Genomic DNA, 22,833 nt, shown 5'->3' with positions numbered 1-22,833 from the left:
GTGAATAGTAAAGGAGCGTGCGTGTCCGGTTTATATGCATCTGGACTAACTTGCATAAAACGCGATCGTGTTTTGTTTGACGATTTTTCGTTTAATCTTAATGCAGGGGAATTAGTATATTTGCGTGGACCGAATGGTGCAGGCAAAACCAGCCTTTTGCGTATTCTTACTGGCTTAAGTTCGCCAGAACGCGGCGACGTGACTTTTAACGGCGTGAACATTAGCAGCAATCCTTCATTATATTATCAAGCCCTTATTTATTTAGGCCACAAAAGCGCACTAAATGGTGCTTTGTCCGCCATTGATAATTTACGCTTTTGGCTAGCGCAGCACGGCATTCAAAATAAAACTCTCAAACAAATTTCTGATATTGATAGCACTATTTATCAAGTGCTTGAACACTTAGGGTTAGTTGGCCTTGAAGATGTGCCCGTCAGGTTCTTATCTGCTGGACAACAACGTCGTGTGGCACTGAGTCGGCTTTGGCTTAAGACTGCAACGGTATGGGTATTAGATGAGCCTTTTACTGCCCTTGATACTGCAGGCGTAATATTACTTGAGCGTAAAATGAAGCAGCATGTGGCAGACGGCGGCATGATTATTACTACTTCCCACCAAGCGCTGTCTCCTGAAGCGGGTACGCACCGCTGTGTCGATTTGGAGTACCGGTTTTGAATCCCTTACTACTCGGTATCTTCAAACGTGATATGCAGATTGCGTTTCAGCAAAAAGCTGAGCTGGTTCAACCCCTCATGTTTTTATTGATGGTGGTTACCCTATTTCCCTTGGGCGTAAGCCCTTCTCCAGAAACACTGCAACGTATTGGCCCGGGCGTTATTTGGATCGCGGCTATATTGTCATCCTTGTTAGGAATGGAGCGGCTTTTTCGTGATGATTTTATCGATGGTTCTTTAGAACAATATACGTTAAGTGGCATGTCATTGCCGGCCGTTGCTACGGTTAAAGTACTGGCACATTGGCTAGTGAGTTTTGTGCCCTTATTGATTTTGTCGCCGTTGCTCGCGATGTTTTTAAACCTAAGCGTGGACATGTTTATAGCATTAATGCTTACCTTGTTAATTGGCACACCGTTGTTGTCGCTAATTGGTGCGATTGCAGTGGGGTTAACGGTGGGACTAGCACGGGGTGGACTGCTTTTAGCATTGCTTTTAATCCCCGTTTTTATTCCGTTACTGATTTTTGCCACATCTGCTGTAGATTCTGCCGCACTGCAATTACCTTATCATCCTCAACTTGCTATTATTGGCGCCATGCTGTTATTGGCTGCTGCCGCTGCGCCGTTTGCCATAGCTTATTCTTTGAAAGTGAGTCAAAACTGATGTGGAAGTGGTTACATCCTTACGCTAAAACAGAAAATGCTTACCAATTGTGCGTAACCTTACAACCTTGGTTGTGGTTGGGGGCATTGTTATGCTTGGCCGTAGGTACGGTATGGGGGCTGGCATTTGCACCTCAAGATTATCAACAAGGTGATTCGTTTCGTATTATCTATATTCATGTGCCAAGCGCCATGTTGTCTATGGGCACTTATGTGGCTATGGCCATTGCCGCGTTGGTGGGAATGGTGTGGCAGTGGCGAACGGCCTATATGAGCATGATAGCCATGGCGCCAGTGGGTGCCGTCATGACTTTTATTGCGTTATTTACCGGTGCAGCCTGGGGTAAACCTATGTGGGGTGCTTGGTGGGTTTGGGATGCACGCCTTACCTCAGAACTTATTTTGTTATTTTTGTATATCGGTGTTATTGCGCTCTACGGTGCGTTTGAAGATAAACAACAAGCCGGTAAAGCAGCAGGCGTGATGGCTTTAGTCGGCGTAGTAAATATTCCTATTATTCATTACTCCGTAGAATGGTGGAATACCTTGCATCAAGGGGCCACCATCAGCAAATTTGATCAGCCTTCCATTGCGCCTGAAATGTTGTGGCCTTTATTAATTAGCTTATTCGGTTTTGCTTTTTTTATTGGGGCAGTCACTACGGTAAGGTTACGCAGCGAAATTGTGCGTCGTGAAATGCATCGCCCTTGGGTGCAAAAGTTGGCGCAAGCAACAAGTGAGAATAGCTAATGCAGTTTGATTCATTCTCAGCATTTTTAGACATGGGAGGCTATGCCTTCTATGTATGGTTATCTTTTGGTGTGACCTTTGGAGCAATGATACTGCTAGTAGTATTAAGCTTTCACCAACATAAAGGGTTACTGAAATCGGTTTTAAAAGAACAACAGCGTCAGGTGCGAATTAAAGAAGCGAGAGAGAAATCACACGCTTCATCAGCACGGTAAAGTTGTAGTCAGTAGTTTTTAAAGTGAGATAGTTGCATGAATCCTAGAAGAAAGCAGCGTTTGGCGGTAGTGGGCATCGTTGGGCTGCTAATTGTCAGCGCTATTGGTTTAATGCTTTATGCATTGAACGACAGTATCGATTTATTTTATACGCCAAGTGAAATTATTGAAGGTAAGCAAGGGCAAATGCCCCATGTTGGTCAGCGGCTTCGTATTGGCGGCATGGTTGTGCCTGGTAGTGTGAGTCGAGACAGCAAAAGCTTAGCGGTGTCCTTTGATTTAATAGATACGGGCCCCATCGTTACGGTGACCTACACGGGGATACTGCCTGACTTGTTTCGTGAAGGCCAAGGGATTGTGGCTACCGGTGTGCTTACTTCGGCAACAGAAATTACTGCGCAAGAAGTTCTGGCTAAGCATGATGAAGAATATATGCCACCAGAGCTGGCAGAAAAAATGAAGGGTATTAAACATGAAAAACCTGCCAATATGCCCGTCACCGATGCTTCATCTTCTTATCAGTATGAAGCGAGTCCAGAATTAGAGTCAGAGACGGTATCAGAGCTAGGATCAAAGTCTAAACCAGGAGGCCAGTAGTCATGGTACCTGAGATTGGGAATATCGCGTTAACACTCGCCTTAGTATTATCTATTTTACTTGCAGTTTACCCGCTTTGGGGGGCTCACCGTCAGCACGACACGTTAATGGCTACCGCAAAGCCCTTGGCTATTGGACTGTTTTTGTTCACCCTTATTGCTTACCTGTGTTTAACCTATGCCTTTGTTACCGACGATTTTAGCGTTGAGTATGTGGCGCAGCATTCCAACAGCCAGCTTCCACTTGTCTATAAAATTACTGCAGTTTGGGGCGGACATGAAGGTTCGTTTTTGCTGTGGGTTTTAATGCTGTCAATTTGGACGGTAGCAGTCGCCATATTTAGCCGAGGTATTCCTCTTACCATGGTTGCAAGGGTGCTATCGGTTTTAGGTATGGTTGGTATTGGCTTTTATTTGTTTATGCTGCTTACCTCAAATCCCTTCAATAGCATGTTGCCGTTTTTCCCTGTCGATGGCCGAGATTTAAACCCGCTGCTGCAAGATTTTGGCATGATCATTCACCCACCAATGTTATACATGGGGTATGTAGGCTTCTCAGTGGCATTCGCTTTTGCTATTTCTGCATTGATTTCAGGTCAACTCGATTCCACATGGGCGCGTTGGGCTCGTCCGTGGGTCATTGCTGCCTGGGCGTTTCTTACTGTAGGTATCGCCCTTGGTAGCTGGTGGGCTTACTACGAGCTTGGCTGGGGTGGCTGGTGGTTCTGGGATCCCGTAGAAAACGCATCCTTTATGCCTTGGTTGGTGGGAACCGCCTTGATGCACTCTTTGGCGGTAACGGAAAAACGAAAAGCCTTTAAGTCGTGGACGGTATTACTCGCTATTGCTGCGTTTTCGTTGAGTTTGTTGGGAACCTTCTTAGTTCGCTCAGGAGTGATTGTTTCCGTTCACTCTTTTGCAAGCGACCCAACACGTGGGCTATTCATACTCGGTATTCTTATCGTGTTGAGTGGCTTTGGTTTGTTGCTATATGCCATGCGCGCTTCAGCTTTAAAGAGCCCCGGTCGATACCAAGCGTTTTCTCGTGAAGTATTGCTCATGGGTAATAACGTATTTTTGTGTGCCGCTACGTTAGTGGTGTTACTTGGTACCTTATTGCCACTGGTTCATAAAGAACTAGGGCTAGGCAGTATTTCAGTGGGGGCGCCATTTTTTAATCAAATGTTTACCCTGTTGATTGTGCCGTTTGTGTTGTTCTTAGGTCTTGGTCCTTTAACTCGCTGGAAACACCAGACTGCAGGTGCACTCAAAAATCAGTTGCTTGTCGCTGGTGGAATTGCAATAAGTGCAGCGCTTTTGGTCAATTTTAGTTACGACACTCCACAGTATATGGGTGTACTGGGCATGATACTCGTGTTTTGGATTTTAGTTACTACCGTGCAAGAAGTGCTTCAGCGTGTTAACGCTAACCCAAGTAATACCAGTACCTTTACAAAGCTACGCAAGCTCACATCAAGTCATTGGGGCATGGTATTAGGCCATATCGGCTTTGCCATCAGTATTATCGGCATTACTTTAGTGTCTAACTACGAGTTAGAGCGGGATGTGCGAATGGAAGTGGGCGAAACTGTAGAGCTTGGCGGTTATGCTTTTACTTTTACCGATGTTAAGCCATTCCAAGGCCCAAATTACACCGCTGATGTGGGTGTATTTGATGTGAACAGAGAGGATGAATTGGTTGTGCATTTAGAACCAGAAAAGCGTATGTATACAGTTCAGCGTATGCCAATGACAGAAGCAGCAATTCACTCTACGGTATCGCGGGATTTATTTATTGCCATGGGCGAGCCCCTTGATGATGGCGCCTGGGCAGTTCGTATTTACATAAAACCGTTTGTAGCATGGTTGTGGGCAGGCGCGGTTGTCATGGCGATTGGCGGTATTTTCTCTATTAGCGATAAGCGCTATCGCATGGCCAAAGTGAAAAAAGTATCGGAAGCTATTAACCGCATAACAGGAAAGGCACACGCCCCTGAAGCAGATACGAAAAATACAAGTGATGCCGGCAGTCAGGAGGTTACACAATGAAAAAGGCGCCTTTAGTTGTCATTCCATTGATTCTTTTTTTCATGCTGGTGATTTTCTTATTCCAAGGATTGTTTTCAGACCCACGAGAGCTAGATTCACAAGTGAAAGGCAAGCCACTGCCTGAATTTTCATTACCCGATTTAATGCAACCCGATACCACCTACACGCCAGATTCACTGAAAGGTGAGGTGACTATTGTGAATGTATGGGGAGTGTGGTGCTTAACCTGTGCGGTAGAAATGCCGTATTTAACCCAGCTTAAAAATGAGCTAGGAGTAAAGTTTGTGGGTTTGTACTTTGACCAAGATCTTGACCCTGACTTTGGGACAAAAACACTCACCCGAGTACAACAAGAAGTTACTAGTATGCTAAGGCGGTACGGTAACCCTTATGCATTTAATATTTTTGATGTATATCGCGATACGTCTTTGGATTTAGGGGTTACTGGCGCCCCAGAACACTTCGTACTGGATGCTAACGGGGTTATTCGCATGCATCATATTGGTGATATCAATGAACGTGTATGGCAAAACAAAGTGGGGCCGCTTTATCAACAGTTGGTGGCCGAGGCTGATGGTAAAAAGGAAGCAAAGAACTATAAGAGAGTCGGCGAATGAAACGTTTACTATTCGTTATCACTTTATTTATCGCCTTTTCTGCTTGTAGCGCTGAAGATAACTTTGCGTTTGATACGCCTGCGCAACGTGCTCAATTTTTGAGTTTAACCGCCGAACTACGTTGCCCTATGTGCCAGAACCAGAATATTGCCGACAGTGATGCCATGATTGCCCACGATATGCGCCGTAAAGTTTATGCGTTGTTGAAAGAAGGCAAGTCTGAGCAAGAAGTTATCGATTTCATGAAAGCCCGTTACGGGGATTTTGTGCATTACCAACCACCGGTAACCATTGCCACCATGTGGCTGTGGGCTGCACCTGTGTTGTTTGTCGTTTTCGCGCTTTTTTTTGTAGTACGCCGGAAATCTTCGACGGCTCCGCAGGATATCAAAGCCAAGCTGGCTAAGGCAGATGCATTGCTTGAGCAGGAAAAAGAATGAGTTGGACTGAGTTTTATATTGTTGTTTCAGGGTTAATTACCTTAGTACTTATGCTGTTGGCATTCCCTTGGCTTCGTAGAAAAAATCACGCTAAAGCTGATAACCTAAGCAACACGCAAATTGTAAAGCAGCGATTGCAAGAGCTTGAAAGAGAAGTGCAAGAAGGCTTAATCACCGAGCACGATATGCGAGTGGCTGTTGATGAACTAAAAGTCGCACTGGTTGATGAAAGTAGTTTTGAATCAACACGTACTGGCAAGGCAGGTCTTCCTTTACTTATTGGTGGTCTAGTCGCCGTCGTTGCCGGTGTAGTGGTATACGCTTCGGTGAATCAATTTAGCCAAGTGCAGCGTGCCTCTGATGCTATTGTAGCGTTACCAGAATTAAGCGCACAATTAGCCAGTGGCAATGGAAGTGATTTAGGGCCTGAAGATGTGGCTAATTTGGCATTGGCCATTCGTCAACGCCTACGAGAAACCCCTGAAGATGATACGGGCTGGCTATATGTGGGGCGGCTTATGTCAAGCCTAGGCCAAGAAGTGCAGGCCATTGAGGCCATAGATAAGGCCGTTGCGATAAAGCCTGGGAATACGTCCCACCAAATTACGCTAGCACAAGCTTTGATGACTACGGGTGATGTGAATAACCTCAATCGCGCACAAGGTGTGCTTAAGGGGTTATTACGCAGTACGCCAGAAAATGATAATTTAGCGCTAATGATGGCGGTGGTTTCTGCCCAGTTAGGCGACTTAGAAAACCTATCCCGTTATTATGGGCAAGTTAAAGATAAGTTGCCTGCGGGTAATGATATTGGTCAGCGACTTGCCATGCGAGAGAAAGAACTTCAAGCGCTAGAAGGGCAAGTGCTTGTACAAGATAATAGTCCCATAGATGAATCATCTGGTACGCAAGCGCCCGCGAATGAAAAGACTACTAGTACGAAAACAGGTTTTAATATTACCGTTAATGTATCTGATGAAGCCCGTTCAGCGTTACCACAATCCGGCTTTCTTATTGTGTTTGCGCAAGATGCGAACTCCGAAAACAGAATGCCGGCGGCCGTGGTTAAGATCCCGTTACAAGATTTTCCTGTCACTATTGCATTAGATACGGATAATGCAATGATGCCGCAATACACATTGGACTCACTCAGCAAAGTTACGCTTACCGCTCGAGTATCTGCTGATGGCGATGTATCTGTATCGCCTGGGGAATGGGAAGGTAGTCAAGTTACCGAGGTGGCACCTCAAAACGTGAAAGACATCAACGTGATGATAGAGAAGGAATTATTGTGATTAAATTTTCAAAATGGGTCTCGGTAAGTGCGCTTTTATTAGCGAGTTTGTTAGGCGGGTGCGCAAGTCAGCAAGCGTCTCAACAAGTTGAGCAAAATAACACATCCGTTCAAGATGCTGGCGACCCTAGAGATCCCCTCGAGCCTGTGAACCGCGTGATGTGGGATTTCAACTGGGAAGTATTAGATGCTTACGTTTTAAGGCCTATCACGGTTGGTTACGTTACCGTGATGCCGCAGTTTGCCCGTACCGGTTTACTTAATGCCGCTGAAAACTTGCAAGAACCGGCAAATTTTATGAACAATATGTTCCAAGGCAAAGTTGATGATGGAATGGATAGCTTAGCGCGTTTCGTACTTAATTCGACTGTGGGTCTGTTTGGTACTATTGATGTTGCTTCGCACATTGGAATAGTCGAAAAAGAAGAAGAATTTGGCGAAACTATGGGCGTGTGGGGTGTAAATACCGGCCCCTATTTAATGCTGCCTGCGTTAGGGCCTAACGATCCTAGAAGCTTTACGGGTAGTGTTGTTGACGGCATGGTATATCCTATGGCGATTATCGATGGGCAGTTTGCTATTGCTCGGTACTTGGTTTCCCTATTAGAGGGGCGTGCTTCATTAATTGACCAAGAGCAACAACTTGAACAATCAGTCGACGACTATGCGTTTGTGAAAAATGCTTATTTCGAAAACCTAGCGTTTAAAGTTACCGATGGCAAAAGCGGTGATAAAGCGTTAGAAGAAGAACAGCTTGATGATTTTGCCGAGTTCGAAGCCATGCTGGAGTATGAAGAAACGGATGTTGAAGCTGACGATTCAAAAGAAGAGCCAGAAGATGATGGCCCTGAAGGTAATTAATTCATAGCTCTATGGTACTACTAGTTTACAGCTAACAAAGCAAAATAAAACAAAAAAGCCCCTTAACGACAGTTCGTTGAGGGGCTTTTTCAAATCCTGCTTAGCGCACTATTGCGAGCTATCTTACTAAATATGCGATAGGCTGATTAAGCTTTAGGATAGCCCTGAGGGTTTTGTGATTGCCAATTCCATGTGTCTGCACACATGGCCTCTAAGCCTTTCTCTGCGTGCCAATTAAGTTCAGTAGCTGCCTTAGTTGGGTCTGCGTAACATGCAGCTACATCGCCTCCACGGCGCGGTGCTATAGCATAAGGGATTGTTTTACCCGATGCCTTTTCAAACGCTTTGATCATATCTAACACTGAGTAACCTTGACCAGTTCCCAAGTTATATTTATCAAGGCCCATATTTAAAGCAATTCTATCAATCGCTTTTAAGTGCCCATTTGCCAAGTCTTCTACGTGAATATAATCACGTACACCAGTACCATCATGGGTATCATAATCGTCACCAAATACGCTGAGTTTTTCTAATTTTCCCGTAGCGACTTGTGAAATATAAGGCATTAGGTTGTTTGGTATACCGTTTGGATCTTCTCCAATGCTACCTGATGCGTGTGCGCCTACAGGATTAAAGTAACGAAGTAGCACAATGTTCCATTCACTGTCTGACACAAACAAATCAGCCAACACATGCTCTACCATTAACTTAGACATGCCGTAAGGGTTGGTTGGGTGTCCAGTAGCCATGTCCTCGCGCAATGGAAGGGCTGCAGGATCGCCATATACTGTAGCAGAGGAGCTAAACACAATATTCTTAACATTGTGCTTTTGCATTGATTTACACAGGGTAAGCGTGCCATAAACGTTATTTTCATAGTAAGACAGGGGCTGCTGAACCGATTCTCCTACGGCTTTTAGGCCCGCAAAGTGGATCACCGCATAAATCGTATGCTCGCTAAATATACCATCAAGCACGGCAGTGTCGCGAATATCACCTTGAACGAAAGTGACGGATTTTCCTGAGATAGCCTCAACACGTCTCAGTGACTCTGCGCTCGAGTTCGCCAAGTTGTCCAAGACAACAACGCTGTAATCTTGTTCGAGTAGTTGAAGTACAGTATGACTTCCAATGTATCCTGCGCCACCGGTAACCAAGATGGTTTTCATGCATGCTCCTTGTCTGAATTAGGTGCCAAATATTTAGCACAGATAGAATGTTGTATAGGCTTAACTAAAAGCGGGTACAGAAGAAATACGAGTCCCGCCCACAACAGTGATGTCCAGTTCGATGCGGTTTGTAATATAAGCACAAAAGCGGGTATGAAAACCAGTAGCTTGAGCACGTTCATGAGTGTTTTTTCTGGAACGGTCATTCGTGAAGCTGCTCTGTCTAAACGCTTAACGCGTTCAGTAAGAGGGAGACCTTTTAGCTGAGGAATATTTCGGGTGGAAAAATAAAATTTCATAGCGTACTCAAATAAAAACCGCCGACACATATTGTGTAACGGCGGTTATTGTAGGTGATTGCAGGAAAGGTTCAAACCGTAATTGGTCTAATGAGCTCTTTTCAGCAAAATTTAATCACCTGTTCCTATTTTCTATTAATCAACTTAGGCTTGGGACTCAACGCCAGCTTTTTCCCAAAAACGTGATTTGAGACTCAGCAGTGCGATCACAATACCGATAGCAATACTAAACAACGCGATTTGTAGGTAAAGGTTAGGCATTTCGGCTACATTTTCAGGATCGAAATTACCTGACAATAGGCCGGCAATAATGTTACCGATAGAGTAGGTTAGAACGAAAACCCCCATCATTTGACCAGCAAAACGCTTAGGCGATAGTTTACTTACCGCACTAAGTGCAACGGGGCTTAAACATAACTCACCAACAGTATGTAAGAAGTAAGTAGTGACCAACCACATTGGGGCTACTTTTAAACCTTGAGCAGCGTACTGAGAGGCCATAAACATTACCAAGAAGCCTGTTGCCATAATCACAAGACCAATTGCACACTTAAGGGTATACGAAGGGTCAATCATACGCTTAGCAAGGTTAATCCAAAGCGCAGCGAAGAAAGGCGAAAGGATAATAATAAATAGCGAGTTAGAAAGCTGGAACCATACGGTTGGAATGGTAGAAAGCCCGAACCATGACGTGAAAATTGAACCAGCGGATAAAGCTCTGTCGGTATAGTTTTGAGCGAACAAGTTTAAAGATGAACCGGCTTGCTCAAAGCCTGACCAGAAACACGCCGAGGCAATACAAACTAAAAATAATGCCCACATGCGTCTTTTTTCATTGTCGCTTAATGCGCCTTTGAAATAGATAAAACCAAAATAAGCAAAAAATACCACAGTGAAAAATACAGCCACTTGCTGAGCGAGTGCAAGAGGGTCAATAACAATTGTCCCCATGTGAGCAAGAACAATAACAACGACAGCTAAGGCTACGGTTGCAATAACGGCTGTCCACGCGGTTTTCTTAGCGCTGCCCGTGTAAGGGTTAGTTGGAGCTGTTGAGTCTGACGCTAGCGATGAGTTGGTAAAGTAGTATTGAATAAGACCAATAGCCATACCAATCGCTGCCGCACCAAAGGCATAATCCCAGCCCCAGTTTTCCTGTAGATAACCCGTTACCAAATAGGCAATAAGAGAGCCGATGTTGATACCCATATAATAAAGGGCGTAACCACTGTCTCGGCGAGCATCTTCATCGCCATACTGCTGCCCTACCATAGCTGAGATATTGGGTTTTAATAGACCAGTACCTGTCGCTACAAGGATTAAACCTACAAAAAATAAGTTCTGTAAGTCGATAGCAAGTACTACATGGCCTAAGAAGATGATAATACCACCGTACCATACGGCTTTTTTACCACCAATGAGACGGTCAGATAACCAACCTCCTGGTAAACCTAAAAAGTAAACTGCACCGGTATAAAGGCCGTAAATTGCCCCTGCGGTGGCTACCGTAAAACCAAGCCCTTGAGTTTGTAGGCTGGCTGTCATAAATAAAACAAGAAGGGCACGCATACCGTAATAACTCATGCGTTCCCACATTTCTGTGAAAAACAGCGTTCGAAGGCCCCCTGGATGGCCGAAAAAGCTGGTGTCGTTAGATTTTTTTATAGTCACGTTATCATTCCATATTAATTATGGTTGTTATAGTAGAGTGCTTAATGCATACACTCTTTTGATATAGGTCCAATAAAGGATAAGCCGTTATACTAAAGCTCGAGTGAAGACACAAGATTTGGGCGATAAACTCTACTTTTAAGCCTGTCAAAAGCACGTTTTGTTTGAAAATTGAGCGTTGTCGCTTCGGTTACTCTTTATGATTTTCGCGGGCTGGCGCTAAAAATATGGGGGAATCGCCTACTGCTTGTCGTTTACTTGAAAATTTGTATCGCACTCTTTTTTACAACGAATGTATTACAACGAATGCTATTAAGAATATAGCAGCGAAGTACGATACAAATCAGGTTTCAAGGTATTGTCCGTTATAGCTCTCTAATTGTAGCTAATACAATTCGAATGATGCCATAAAGCAATAAAAGTATTACGCCAAATAAGACTAGGTTGTAAACAACCGTGGGATACTTATTGTCATCGGGCAGCGTAGGCGTCTCGATAGTTACCAAGTGCTGTAATTTCTGATAGGTTTCTACTCGGGCATTTTCAAGGGTAATCAGTGAAGAAGAAAATGCTTGTATAGCTAACTGTAACTGAACCTGTAGGTTGCTGTATTGTGCCATAAGTTCACCTACGGAAAGGTCAGTATCAGAGCTATCTGGATCAGTGGTACTGATCTGCTCTTTGCGCTTATTAATTTCACTCTGCAGTGCACCAATTTCTCGCTTGATGTTAATCACCTCAGGAGCAGCATCAGACATCATGGTTGAAATGGTACTCAACTCCGCTTTCTTTTGTGCCAAGGTGGCTTCTAACGAAAATGCAATTTGCTGGAAAGCTGCGCCTTCTGCGGTAGGGTCAAGCACATTATATTTTGACTGAAAGCCTAAAATTTCTGTTTTAGCTTGTTGAAGTTTTTGCTCAACAATCTCGTGCTCACCCTTAGCAAATGTAAGCTTTGATTTGGCTAGGTTATTGTTGATATTGTTTATAAATTCTTCCGCTTTTACCACAATAGCTTGATTTATAACTTGCGCGAATTCGGGGTTAAAAGCACGGGTACGAAGTGAAATAACAGAAGAAGCTGAATCTACACTCACTTCAACGTGGTCTAAGTAAAACTGATAGAAGCTTTCCTGCTTATGAGAACTTGATAAGCCGCTAAAAAAATCGGCCTCGTCAGACATGTAATGTTCTCTTAAGTTAATGGTTTCGTCTAAGTACTTAATCATATCTGCAGACTTGATATAGGCTTCTACCAACTGACTCTCGTTGCTAAACCCACTTGACCCCATGCCTGCCGACATAAGTATAGATGAAGGGTCGAAACTGCTACCGCCATCACTTGATTTTACGATTAACTGACTTTGGCTTTCGTATTGAGGTGCAGCCCATACAATGAGATAGAAGGCATATAAAAACCAAGGCAGCACAAGCAAAAGCGTTTTATGCTGTTTCATCAGTTCATTCAGCTTAGTAAGAGTTTTTTCCACGTTTAATAAACCTATTTTAACGATTTTTTGTTAGCTGCATCTTGCGTGTACACGTCAATGCCTTCTTCGAGATCAGCGTAATACGATAATTTTCCGTCATCGATAATAACGGTAGAGGTACAGAATTCTCGAATTTGATCGAGTTCATGACTGACCATGATAACGCCGGCAGTTTCACTTTTTTCTTTAAGTGACGCCCTGGCTTTTTTTCTAAAAAGTGGGTCGCCTACGGAAGTGGCTTCGTCAATAAGATAAATATCAAAGTCAATATTCATACAACAAGCAAATACAAACTTAGCCCGCATACCTGATGAGTACGTCCGCACGGGTAAATCGAAACGGTTATCTAGTTCAGCAAAAGCTTGAACCTTCTCTTCGTATTCCGGTAACGACGCCACGTTATTGATACGACCGATGAAACGTGTGTTCTCACGGCCTGTCATTTGGGGATGCACGCCTGTTTGCAGTGCGACTGGCCAAGACATCGCTTTATTAGTAAGCACGCGCCCTTTATCGGGGTATTCGCTTTTTGCCAACATGCGAAACAGGGTGGATTTACCCGCACCGTTTTTACCTAATATGGCTACGTTGTTCTCGGTTGGAAAATCAAAGTTAAGATTTTTAAATATATATTGGGGCCCCATTTTACTCGGGTAGCTTTTTGTCACGTTCTCTAGTTTGATCATCGTGACAATACCTTTTTCCACGTAATGTGATACAGAGAAAGACTCAAGAATAAGAATACAATGGTAATTTCTACCACAAAGCTAAACGATACCCCTTTATGTCCGTAAGACTCAAAACAAGCATATCGAGCAAGCTCGTTAAAGTGGACTAGTGGATTCCAAGTGAAATACGGCCAGAGGTATTCGGGCAAATCTTGAAGGCTGAAAAATACACAGGAAATAAACATAAGGGGGCGTGTAAGCATTGATTTTATTTTGTCTACTTCAGGGACGAAAGCAAGCGCAATACCAAACACCAAACCAATTGAAACAGAGAATAACCAAAGTAGGATGTAAAGGGTGATCAACAGCAGTGGGTCATGAATCTCAAAGCCATCACCCAAAAGATAAAGTGACAACGCAAGGAGTGCAATCACTCCGGTTTTTATCGATAATTCTACAAAGCCCGCAGTCACTACAGCGGCAAGCGGTTGAACCTGCCTAAATGCATACAAAGGTTTATTGCGGCGAATAGACGTGGACACTGATTGAAGGTTGGTGGTTAGGGTTTGCAGACCAACGAGCCCAATCATCATAAATATGAATAATGGTATAGAGTGAACATCGTCGCCGCTGATCAAGCCTCTTATAAACGAAAGGGCAGCAATGAAAATAAATGGTTCTATAAAGGCCCAGCTTAGCCCAAATTTATCATTGAACTTACTTTGAAACTCACGCAGGAAAAGTGCGAAAATCACACTTCTCCAAGCGTAAACTTGTTCTTTGAACGTTACCATAATTAGTCTGTGGCTACGTTCGCAGCAATGGCGATTTGATAGACAATTTGCGTAATATCTTTTACTGCCTGAAGCACCTTGGTATCAATAGCCGGCAGCACAATGATTTGATCGCCAGGTAATAATTTAGCGCCACTGCCGTTAGCCGTTAAAATACCATTATCAATATTAGCAAACGCAACGTTGCCATTTTTGCGCACAATCAAGATACGCTCATCTTCAGCCCGTTCGGTAAAACCGCCAGCCCATGCAATATAATCTTCAGTATCTGCGTCAGGGTTAAATACAACCGATTGAGGGAGTAAAACTTCGCCACCAATATGAATAAGATCCGTAATTTCTGGGATCACAATCGTATCATTAGGTTCTAAAAGAATGTTCGCAGTGTCGCCATTTTCAGACACAACCACACGACCCTGGGGTTCAACTTGGCGTGCTCTGGCAATAAAATCAGCTACAAGTTGAGCTTCCTGTGCGCGAATAGCGCCTTCACCGGTAGAACTGATAGGAGCAGTATACATACTGCGCTCTAATCGCTCTAACCCTTGCTCGATAATTTCTTTTTGCTTTATAGCAACACTTTCTCGCAGAAGGTAGATATTTTGCGTATCTGACAAGGTTGTATCAGCTTCAATATGATCAAGCACATCAAGCAAGCGTGTGCCTTTGTCTACCATCAATTGTGATGCACCTGAAAATGCGCCAGCTACATTAATACGATAGATTTGTGCTTCGTTATCAGCCACGTACTCTACCGTATCGCCGGCTTTTAAAGGCAAGGCTTCAAAATCCGATAAGCTTAAGTAACGTGCAAACTGTTTATTTTCTCTTACGCCAGCAACAGAAGCATGAGAAGCAAATTCACCCGGTCGTGCAAAGTAGTTTACTACCTCGCCGGTAAGCTCTTCATCTGAAAACTCAAAGGTAAAGCTATTTCGGGCACCCGTTTCTACCACAATAGTATTGCCGATAGGGCGAACTAAAATAGTGTCACCGTCTTTAAAGGACACTTTTGGAAGCTTGCCGTTCCTGAAAAATGCATATAAATCAGCGGTTGCAATAACTTCGTTGTTGCGAATAACATCTATTTTACGGAAGCTACCTCGTTGAAAATCGATACCTCCCGCCCGTTTCAAGTAATACAGAACACTATCAGATGCTAAGCCCGCATATTGCCCAGGACGTAAAATTGGACCAGAAACATAGACTGCCACAGGTGTTGAAGTAAGTAGGTTGACGTATACATTTACATCGTTGGTATAAACCTGACGAATTTTACTACTGACTGTCTGGTTTACTGAACCCGCTGGCGTGTTAGCAACCCGAATTGGGCCAATATTGGGTATAAATATGTTGCCTTGGTTATCAACAGTAGAAACATCTGAATAATTGATTGCACCCCAAAGCCATATAGAAATTTTATCCCCAGGGGCAACCAGGTAGTTATCGTTTAAGCCTGTGGTTCTTTCTGACTCGAAGCCGCCAAGAAATAGGTTGGCAGCAAACGGTGGGTTAGCCATTGCTTTTTGTTGGGGGAAAACACTTTCAATAGTTGGCTCACCCGGAAGAGAAAGGCCATCTCTTGGCTGAGTGCTAAATTGCCCCATTGTACTTTGTGCGCTACCTGCGCCGGGCAGTGTACGTTGACTCTGAACGCTGAGAGGGGACACGCCAGCTGCAGTACTAGAGCTTGATGACGAGCCTGTTTGTTGGGCGCGTTGTCTTAACTGTTCTATTTGTTCCGCACTCTGCGCGTAAACTGCTTGAGAAAATAAACTGATTGAAAGTGCGACTGCGGCAGTTAAAGAAACCAAATGTAACGACTTCAACTTATTCTCCTTCTACTTCTACTTGTGCCGAAGCAACCAGTGGGCTCAAAATGGACCACGCCCCGTCGCGTTTACAAACGGTAACCTTGTCTTTGGTATATTCATTTTTGGACTGGGTGCCAGAAAGTGTAGCTTGAAAGCGAATGCAGTCGTTACCGGTTGCCGAGGTATACAATTTAGTCGCCTCGTAATCAATGCCTTCAAGCATAATTTGAATGCTCTGCCCCTGACTAAACGAAGAATTTAAATTTGGAATGCTTATTGCTACATCTTCTTCGGCAGACAAAGAGTATGCTAGCGAAGCGTGTACTAGTGGAATATCGGCGGTTGTCGATTTAGGCACGTTACTGCACGCCGCTAGTAAGCTGGTTAGCGCAACGAGTAAGCAAGCCCCTTTATGCGTATTTAACATTGACTGTCATATCCATATAGCAATTTGGCGCTAGGATACCATAAGAACAAAAAAAAACATGCTTTCGTCATGCGTTACATTGCGAATTGCATGTCGATGGATGTTTATTTGTTCAAAATGTTGCGCGCTCAAGGCGTGTTGTTTTAAATTTATACGAAATATTGGTGCTAATTAGTCATTATTATTCCTGTTACAAAAGTTTTTGCCACTAAGGGTGGTTACAACACAGAATGTTTATTATGATAAGGGGGTTTTTCCTATCCTTTTCAAATAAAAGAATGAAGCCCTCGGTAGGTCGTTAAAGGACGTTGTATTAATATGGATACCAATTTGGTTCACATGTCACACTTTGGAAGAACACCAATCAGTGAAGTACTGATGTCTGGTGGTATGAGCCGCGGTGGCACGAGGTTTTGTTTAATATGTTAGCGTACTTGCAGTTTGTTCCTCTTTTTACTGCGTTTTTTGTAGCACTTATTCTGTTAGTGGTGATGACACCGCTAGCACATCAATTTGGCTTGGTTGATCAACCAAGCGCGAGAAAACGCCATGCGGGCATCATTCCATTAACTGGCGGCGTCGCCATCTTTATGGCGGTATTGGTCGCGAGTGTTGCGACTGATGTTTGGATGAAAAACAATCCTTTATTCTTTACTGCTTCTGCCTTTGTTGTACTTCTCGGTATGCTTGATGATCGTTTCGACTTAAGCGCTAAAGGGCGTTTAATGTGTCAATTTGGTGTAGCTTCAATAATGGCGTGGAGTGCTCAAAACTATGTCACGTCTTTAGGTAATATTTTTGGTGGTGGCGATATTGCGCTCGATATTGGCGGATATTTTTTTACTGTTGTGTGCGTGGTGGGTGTTATCAATGCTTTTAATATGATTGATGGTATTGACGGACTTGCAGGGGGCATGAGCCTGGTTATTCTGCTTACTTTAGCGGGTTTTCTGATTGCTACTGGCAATGGCGCTGCCATTATGGAGCCTCTAATTATTGTAGCTGCCATCGTACCGTTTTTAGCCTTTAACTTGAGTTGGAAGGGCTTTAAAGGAAATAAAATATTTATGGGTGATGCGGGCAGTATGTTCGTGGGCCTTACGATAGTATGGTTATTAGTCGACCATACCCAAGGTGTTAGTGCTGCATTTAGACCGATTACCGCCGTGTGGTTGGTTGGATTGCCATTGATGGATATGGCAGCAATAATGTACCGCCGTGCACGCAAAGGGCAGTCTATGCTGCGCCCCGACCGCCAGCACTTACATAACATTTTCATGCGTGCTGGGTTATCAAGTCGCCAATCTCTCATCGCGATACTATGCATGGGAGCCTGTTATTGCATAATTGGGATCCTGGGTGAAATATACCTAGTGCCAGAATACACCATGTTTTGGGGTTTTATTTGTCTACTGGTCTTGTATAGTATCGTCATTCAGAACATTTGGAGCGTACTTCGCTTTATCAAAAAGCGTTAGAGTAATATTTCTAATGCGTTGATAAATTGAATGCTAAAAACAAATTTCTAACGCCGGTGTAATAAGATTAGAAAGCGCTTTTCTTTTACTTTTCCATGTATCAACGCTTTAAAATTGGTAATTCTGTTTGGACTCGAACCTTTCTATTCTTCACAACAACTATAAGAAAAAACGTGTTGAAACCTTAGTCGCTATGGCGGTTTATGGGGGGGACAAGGTCGAGTGGGTAGAACAAGCAATTGATAGCATCCTCAATCAGACCTATCGAGATTTTGTTTTTATCATTGTAATTGACGGGGAAATTACCGTTAAGATGATGAATAAACTCAAAGATAAAGCCTTTTCTGACCTTCGGGTTGTACTTGCCCAAAACGCGACTAAACCTGGTTTGGCTAGCTGCATGAACAAGGCGGCCGAATGGGGACTATCGTTGAACCCTTCTTACTTCGTGAGAATGGATGCGGATGACATCTCGATTTCTACTCGACTCGCTCGGCAAATAAGTTATTTGCGAAAGCATGCCTATATATCAGTGTTGGGGTCAGCGTTGACTGAAATAAACGAGCACGGTGAGAAAGTGGGAGCGCGGGTCATGCCTTCGTCTCACAAGCAAATTGTCAGTATTTTGCCACGACGGTGCTCACTGAATCATCCTACCGTAGTAATACGTTACACGGTGTTTGAGCAAGGTTATAGATACGACAGCAACCTAATGAACACCCAAGACTATTTTCTTTGGGTAACCCTGGCTTCTAACGGTTTCGTGTTTAGAAATCTTAAAGATCGTTTATTGAAATTCAGGCGCGTAAACAACTTTTATAAGCGCAGAGGTTTTAGTAAATCACTCAATGAATTTAGAGCAAGGTTCAATGCCATGCTTAAACTGAAAAAGCTAACGCCTTACAATGCCGCATATGCGTGCGGGGTTCTCACGCTTCGATTGATGCCTGGAAAAGTCGTTAAATTAGCGTATAAACTCGATCGTCATTTATTGGATAGGTTTGGTAAACATTGAACTGTGGAATTGTCGTTGTACTTTATCACCCTGATATTCAACATGTGCAATCACTTATCGATGGGTTCATGCACTGTGAATGGCCCATTGTATTAGTCGACAATTCTCCTGAAAAAACTGTCTTATCGCTTTCTTCTCACTGCCAGTACTTCCATTATCCTGAAAACGTAGGCATTGCCGAGGCTCAGAATGTAGGCCTCAATTATCTATTTAAAAATGGTCTTTCACATGCGGTAGTGCTAGATCAAGATAGTCTATTTACGGTAAATATGGCAGTAGACTTATTAGCTCAGTACCACGAGCTTGAGCGTTCCCATAAAATAGCGGCACTTGGCCCTTCCATACATTGTCAATTTACCGGTAAGCTTGCCGTAGGCCGAGTTCAAAAGGGACGTCAAATCGATAGCAAGGTTAGAGAAGTAAAACAAATTATTGCTTCAGGTATGATGCTATCTTCTTCAGCATTTTCTACAGTCGGAAATAAAGAAACAGGCTTATTCATAGACGGTGTGGATCATGAGTGGTGCTGGCGCGCCAATAATCTCGGTTTTTCTATATTTCAGTCTTTATCAGTATGCATGCCGCACCGTCAGGGCGATGATCGTGTAAAGGTGCTAGGCCTAACATTCAAGCAAGGCGCACCTATTCGACTTTACTATCAAATGAGGAACGTATTACTCTTAGCGCGAAGGGGATATGTACCACTTTATTGGAAGTGCCGTCATCTTCCCGCAATACCGCTACGTTATATTGTCAATCGATTCTACTTTCCAGATGGTAAAAAGCGTGGGCATTATTTACTGAAAGGGCTGGCCGACGGTATTAGTGCGAAGAAAGGAAAGATTCAAGAGCCTAGTATAAAGTAGGCTTTACGTTGTTTATGCAATGGTTTTAGTTGGAATTTTAAAAGCACTGCTTAATGAATGTAAGGTTTCACTAAAGATGTGCAGGTGATATTTTTTGGTGCATAACGCTGAATTAAAAAGGGGCGTTGATTAGCCAAATCCTTTTATTTCAAAAACATTATTTTTCAATGATGTTGCGCTGATTAGCACCAGTTATATGTGATATGAATTGAAATATGTGCTTCATGATGAAGCTTTTTATTTTTTATAATAGAAATCATTATGAAGTGAACTTTAAGTTTTATAAACGCGTAACCGTTTCGAGCCAAAATGAAGTTGTGAGTATGGAATGTGGATTGCATACTTCATTTTAGGTTGAGGATTATCAGTACAAGGACATTAAATTATGAGTCAAGTAAAGAAAGCCGTTATTCCAGTAGCGGGCCTAGGTACCCGAATGCTTCCTGCTACAAAAGCAATTCCTAAGGAAATGCTTCCAGTGGTAGATAAGCCTCTTATTCAATATGTCGTGAAGGAATGTGTCGCAGCAGGAATAAAAGAAATCATTTTGGTAACCCACGCGAGTAAGAACAGTATCGAAAACCATTTTGATACATCTTTTGAGCTTGAAGCCACATTGGAAAAGCGTGTTAAGCGTCAGATACTTGAAGAAGTACAGTCAATTTGTCCGAAAGATGTCACTATCATGCATATCCGTCAAGGTGTTGCGAACGGTCTAGGACACGCTGTATTGTGTGCTCGTCCTATAATTGGCGATGCACCTTTTGCGGTAGTATTACCTGATGTGATCATTGATGATGCGGCAAGCGATCCGAAAAAAGATAACCTTGCAGACATGGTTGCTAAGTTTAATACCACTCGTGTCAGCCAAGTAATGGTAGAACAAGTTCCACAAGAAGATGTGACCAAATTTGGTATTGCAGACCTTGATGGCGCAGCGATAGAGCCGGGTGAGTCTGCTAAAATACACAAAATGGTAGAAAAGCCGTCGCTTGATGAAGCACCGTCCGATTTAGCTGTTGTAGGTCGCTACGTACTATCTGAGAAGATTTGGGACTTGCTTGAATTCACTCCTCCTGGTGCCGGCGATGAAATTCAACTTACTGATGCTATTGATGCATTAATGAAGGTTGAACAGGTTGATGCTTACTACATGAAAGGTAAGAGCCATGACTGTGGTAGTAAACTAGGTTACATGAAAGCTAACGTAGAGTACGCGCTTAGACACCCAGGGTTAGGTCAAGAATTTAAAGAGTATATCTCTAGCCTTAATCTCTAAGATTATGGCTATTTAAAAGCGCGCTTATGGCGCGCTTTTTTGTACGTGTCTTTCAAACTGAGTAACACCGAGTGTCCTATTCAGTCTTTTACCACAACATAGCCTTGCAGTTTAGAGAGCATCTTTTCACCAATCCCTTTTACTTCGGTTATTTGGGCTACTTCTAAAAATGGCCCAACATCTTGTCGATAAGCAATAATAGCTTTTGCCTTAGAGATACCCACGCCAGGCAAAGTTTGAAGCTCTTCAATACTCGCGTCATTAAGGTCGATTTTTGTCGCGATACCAACACTTACCATTGATGATGAAGCATCATTATCAAGGGGGGCGGCCGATATGGCTGGTGTGTAAATATATAGCGCAGATAGAACCAGTAAGCTTGTTAATTGTTTTTTCATTGTCATTCCTTGTTTGGGGTGTACACCATTTGTACCGTGTTGATGTTACCCACAGGGTGAAATATGAAAAGACCAGTTTTAGGACAGTTTTGTTAAACGGCCAACAGTAAATTAGGGCGTTTTTTCTTTTTTTGTGCGGGGAGGGGGAGAGGGAAGAATGTATGCAGTAAGAGACAGATACAAAAAAGCGGGCTTGAAGCCCGCTTTATTAATGACGTATTTTTAACCTTAAAGGCGGTCAATCAACGCTTGAGTAAATTCATTAGTGCCGGCTTCACCACCAAGGTCGCGAGTAGTGCGGTCACCAGTTTCAATAACGTCTTTTAATGCGCTACGAATTTTTTCAGCTTTATCACCCATATTCAAGTATTCAAGCATTTGAGCCGCAGCAAGAATAACTGATGTTGGGTTAGCTAAGTTTTTACCTGCAATATCAGGAGCGGAGCCGTGAACAGCTTCGAAAATAGCACAGTCTTCACCGATGTTAGCGCCAGGAGCCATACCAAGACCGCCAACAAGTCCAGCACATAGGTCAGAAAGGATATCACCGAATAGGTTAGTCGTAACAATCACGTCGAACTGATGTGGGTTCATGACTAACTGCATACAGGTGTTATCAACGATCATTTCTGTAGACTCGATATCTGGGTAACGTTCACCCACTTCACGAGCCACTTTCAAAAACAAACCTGAAGTCGACTTCAAAATATTAGCTTTGTGTACTGCGGTAACCTTCTTGCGGCCTTCGCGACGCGCCAATTCGTAAGCGAAGGTAACGATTTTTTCAGCGCCGTCACGAGTAATTTTACTCATCGCTTCAGCTTCGTTACCGTCTTCTGAAACCACTTGACCAAGGCCTGAATACATACCTTGAGTATTCTCGCGCACGGTAATGATATCGATATCTTCGTAACGAGCTTTAGTGCCTTTGAAGGAGATCACAGGGCGTAAGTTTGCGTAAAGTTTGAATTGCTTACGTAAGCTAACGTTAATGGATGTGAAACCTTCGCCAACTGGTGTAGTTAGTGGGCCTTTAAGTGCCACTTTATTTTTAGCGATAAGGTCAAGTGTTGCTTGTGGCAGAAGTTCACCATGCTCTTCAAGGGCAACTAAGCCTGCATCTGCGTAGTCATAGGCAAAATCACAGCCAACTTTATCTAAAATTTTAGTGGTTGCATCAATAATGTCTGGGCCAATGCCGTCACCGCGAATGACTGTAATGTGTTGCTGAGTCATGTGGAAGGATCCTCTGATAATTCTATTGTCAAAATCGTTAGGTTTACTACATTTTAGCTTAGCGAGCG

The 22,833-nt window shown here is 43.4% G+C and carries 24 protein-coding genes; 14 read left to right on the top strand and 10 right to left on the bottom strand.

Annotated features, from left to right (window positions below; all coding sequences use genetic code 11):
* Positions 1-21: 21 nt before the first annotated feature.
* The 10 genes from ccmA to JKP82_RS05135 are packed head-to-tail and all read left to right on the top strand — an operon-like array spanning position 22 to position 8,161.
* A complete protein-coding gene (gene ccmA / locus JKP82_RS05180; protein ID WP_159529133.1) occupies positions 22-675 on the top strand; it encodes a cytochrome c biogenesis heme-transporting ATPase CcmA in 654 nt (217 codons plus the stop codon).
* Positions 672-1,340 carry a heme exporter protein CcmB gene (gene ccmB / locus JKP82_RS05175; RefSeq protein WP_159529135.1) on the top strand — a complete coding sequence of 223 codons (669 nt, stop codon included), beginning with the start codon at positions 672-674 and terminating at the stop codon, positions 1,338-1,340. The genes ccmA and ccmB overlap by 4 nt, the downstream gene beginning before the upstream one ends.
* Positions 1,340-2,089 (top strand): heme ABC transporter permease, encoded by a 750-nt coding sequence (locus tag JKP82_RS05170; protein WP_159529137.1) that lies wholly within the window; start codon positions 1,340-1,342, stop codon positions 2,087-2,089. The genes ccmB and JKP82_RS05170 overlap by 1 nt, the downstream gene beginning before the upstream one ends.
* Positions 2,089-2,304, top strand: a complete 216-nt coding sequence (ccmD, locus tag JKP82_RS05165) for a heme exporter protein CcmD (protein ID WP_159529139.1) — start codon at positions 2,089-2,091, stop codon at positions 2,302-2,304. The genes JKP82_RS05170 and ccmD overlap by 1 nt, the downstream gene beginning before the upstream one ends.
* Before the next feature lie 36 nt (positions 2,305-2,340).
* Positions 2,341-2,901, top strand: a complete 561-nt coding sequence (ccmE, locus tag JKP82_RS05160) for a cytochrome c maturation protein CcmE (RefSeq protein ID WP_159529150.1) — start codon at positions 2,341-2,343, stop codon at positions 2,899-2,901.
* 2 nt (positions 2,902-2,903) lie between these two features.
* Positions 2,904-4,949, top strand: a complete 2,046-nt coding sequence (locus JKP82_RS05155; RefSeq protein ID WP_218396105.1) for a heme lyase CcmF/NrfE family subunit — start codon at positions 2,904-2,906, stop codon at positions 4,947-4,949.
* On the top strand, positions 4,946-5,566 hold the full coding sequence (locus JKP82_RS05150) for a redoxin family protein (RefSeq protein ID WP_218396103.1): 621 nt from the start codon (positions 4,946-4,948) through the stop codon (positions 5,564-5,566). Before JKP82_RS05155 ends, JKP82_RS05150 begins: the two co-directional genes overlap by 4 nt.
* A complete protein-coding gene (locus JKP82_RS05145) occupies positions 5,563-6,006 on the top strand; it encodes a cytochrome c-type biogenesis protein (protein ID WP_013785228.1) in 444 nt (147 codons plus the stop codon). Before JKP82_RS05150 ends, JKP82_RS05145 begins: the two co-directional genes overlap by 4 nt.
* Positions 6,003-7,301, top strand: a complete 1,299-nt coding sequence (gene ccmI / locus JKP82_RS05140; RefSeq protein WP_218396101.1) for a c-type cytochrome biogenesis protein CcmI — start codon at positions 6,003-6,005, stop codon at positions 7,299-7,301. Before JKP82_RS05145 ends, ccmI begins: the two co-directional genes overlap by 4 nt.
* Positions 7,301-8,161 (top strand): MlaA family lipoprotein, encoded by an 861-nt coding sequence (locus tag JKP82_RS05135; protein WP_309475319.1) that lies wholly within the window; start codon positions 7,301-7,303, stop codon positions 8,159-8,161. The genes ccmI and JKP82_RS05135 overlap by 1 nt, the downstream gene beginning before the upstream one ends.
* Positions 8,162-8,307: 146 nt before the next feature.
* Here the strand turns inward: JKP82_RS05135 and galE are convergent, their stop codons facing one another.
* The 8 genes from galE to JKP82_RS05095 form a co-directional block, all read right to left on the bottom strand.
* The gene (gene galE / locus JKP82_RS05130) at positions 8,308-9,330 is read right to left on the bottom strand and encodes a UDP-glucose 4-epimerase GalE (protein ID WP_013785225.1); all 1,023 of its coding nucleotides are present in this window, start codon (positions 9,328-9,330) and stop codon (positions 8,308-8,310) included.
* Positions 9,327-9,629, bottom strand: a complete 303-nt coding sequence (locus JKP82_RS05125) for a DUF6170 family protein (protein WP_057796321.1) — start codon at positions 9,627-9,629, stop codon at positions 9,327-9,329. The genes galE and JKP82_RS05125 overlap by 4 nt, the downstream gene beginning before the upstream one ends.
* Positions 9,630-9,773: 144 nt before the next feature.
* Complete coding sequence (locus JKP82_RS05120) at positions 9,774-11,294, bottom strand: peptide MFS transporter (protein ID WP_218396278.1); 1,521 nt, start codon at positions 11,292-11,294, stop codon at positions 9,774-9,776.
* 371 nt (positions 11,295-11,665) lie between these two features.
* On the bottom strand, positions 11,666-12,790 hold the full coding sequence (locus JKP82_RS05115; protein WP_218396098.1) for a KpsE/RkpR family capsule polysaccharide export protein: 1,125 nt from the start codon (positions 12,788-12,790) through the stop codon (positions 11,666-11,668).
* Between the two features lie 11 nt (positions 12,791-12,801).
* Positions 12,802-13,476, bottom strand: coding sequence for an ABC transporter ATP-binding protein (locus tag JKP82_RS05110; protein ID WP_159529164.1), 675 nt, complete (start codon positions 13,474-13,476; stop codon positions 12,802-12,804).
* Positions 13,473-14,252 carry an ABC transporter permease gene (locus tag JKP82_RS05105; protein ID WP_159529166.1) on the bottom strand — a complete coding sequence of 260 codons (780 nt, stop codon included), beginning with the start codon at positions 14,250-14,252 and terminating at the stop codon, positions 13,473-13,475. The genes JKP82_RS05110 and JKP82_RS05105 overlap by 4 nt, the downstream gene beginning before the upstream one ends.
* 2 nt (positions 14,253-14,254) lie before the next feature.
* Positions 14,255-16,066: a polysaccharide biosynthesis/export family protein gene (locus JKP82_RS05100; RefSeq protein WP_246604279.1), complete on the bottom strand. Its 1,812-nt coding sequence runs from the start codon at positions 16,064-16,066 to the stop codon at positions 14,255-14,257.
* Positions 16,067-16,082: 16 nt separating this feature from the next.
* Entirely contained in the window at positions 16,083-16,493 is a 411-nt protein-coding gene (locus JKP82_RS05095) for a hypothetical protein (RefSeq protein ID WP_218396094.1), read from the bottom strand.
* Positions 16,494-16,915: 422 nt separating this feature from the next.
* Between JKP82_RS05095 and wecA the strand changes: the two genes are divergently transcribed.
* The 4 genes from wecA (at position 16,916) to galU (ending at position 21,131) form a co-directional block, all read left to right on the top strand.
* Positions 16,916-17,971, top strand: coding sequence for a UDP-N-acetylglucosamine--undecaprenyl-phosphate N-acetylglucosaminephosphotransferase (gene wecA, locus JKP82_RS05090; protein ID WP_159529172.1), 1,056 nt, complete (start codon positions 16,916-16,918; stop codon positions 17,969-17,971).
* A 127-nt stretch (positions 17,972-18,098) separates the two neighbouring features.
* Positions 18,099-18,986 (top strand): glycosyltransferase, encoded by an 888-nt coding sequence (locus tag JKP82_RS05085; protein WP_159529174.1) that lies wholly within the window; start codon positions 18,099-18,101, stop codon positions 18,984-18,986.
* Positions 18,983-19,852, top strand: coding sequence for a glycosyltransferase family 2 protein (locus JKP82_RS05080; RefSeq protein WP_159529176.1), 870 nt, complete (start codon positions 18,983-18,985; stop codon positions 19,850-19,852). Before JKP82_RS05085 ends, JKP82_RS05080 begins: the two co-directional genes overlap by 4 nt.
* Before the next feature lie 385 nt (positions 19,853-20,237).
* Entirely contained in the window at positions 20,238-21,131 is an 894-nt protein-coding gene (gene galU, locus JKP82_RS05075) for a UTP--glucose-1-phosphate uridylyltransferase GalU (protein WP_159529178.1), read from the top strand.
* A gap of 80 nt (positions 21,132-21,211) precedes the next feature.
* On the opposite strand, the gene JKP82_RS05070 is transcribed toward galU, so the two are convergent.
* Entirely contained in the window at positions 21,212-21,529 is a 318-nt protein-coding gene (locus tag JKP82_RS05070) for a ComEA family DNA-binding protein (RefSeq protein WP_159529180.1), read from the bottom strand.
* Between the two features lie 228 nt (positions 21,530-21,757).
* Positions 21,758-22,765 (bottom strand): isocitrate dehydrogenase, encoded by a 1,008-nt coding sequence (locus JKP82_RS05065; RefSeq protein WP_013785212.1) that lies wholly within the window; start codon positions 22,763-22,765, stop codon positions 21,758-21,760.
* Positions 22,766-22,833: the final 68 nt, after the last annotated feature.

The organism is Alteromonas lipotrueae (genome assembly GCF_019249215.1).
GTDB classification, from domain to species: Bacteria; Pseudomonadota; Gammaproteobacteria; order Enterobacterales; family Alteromonadaceae; genus Alteromonas; species Alteromonas lipotrueae.
The sequence above is the reverse complement of the archived record's forward strand: the minus strand, read 5'-3'. Positions and strand labels throughout refer to the sequence as shown.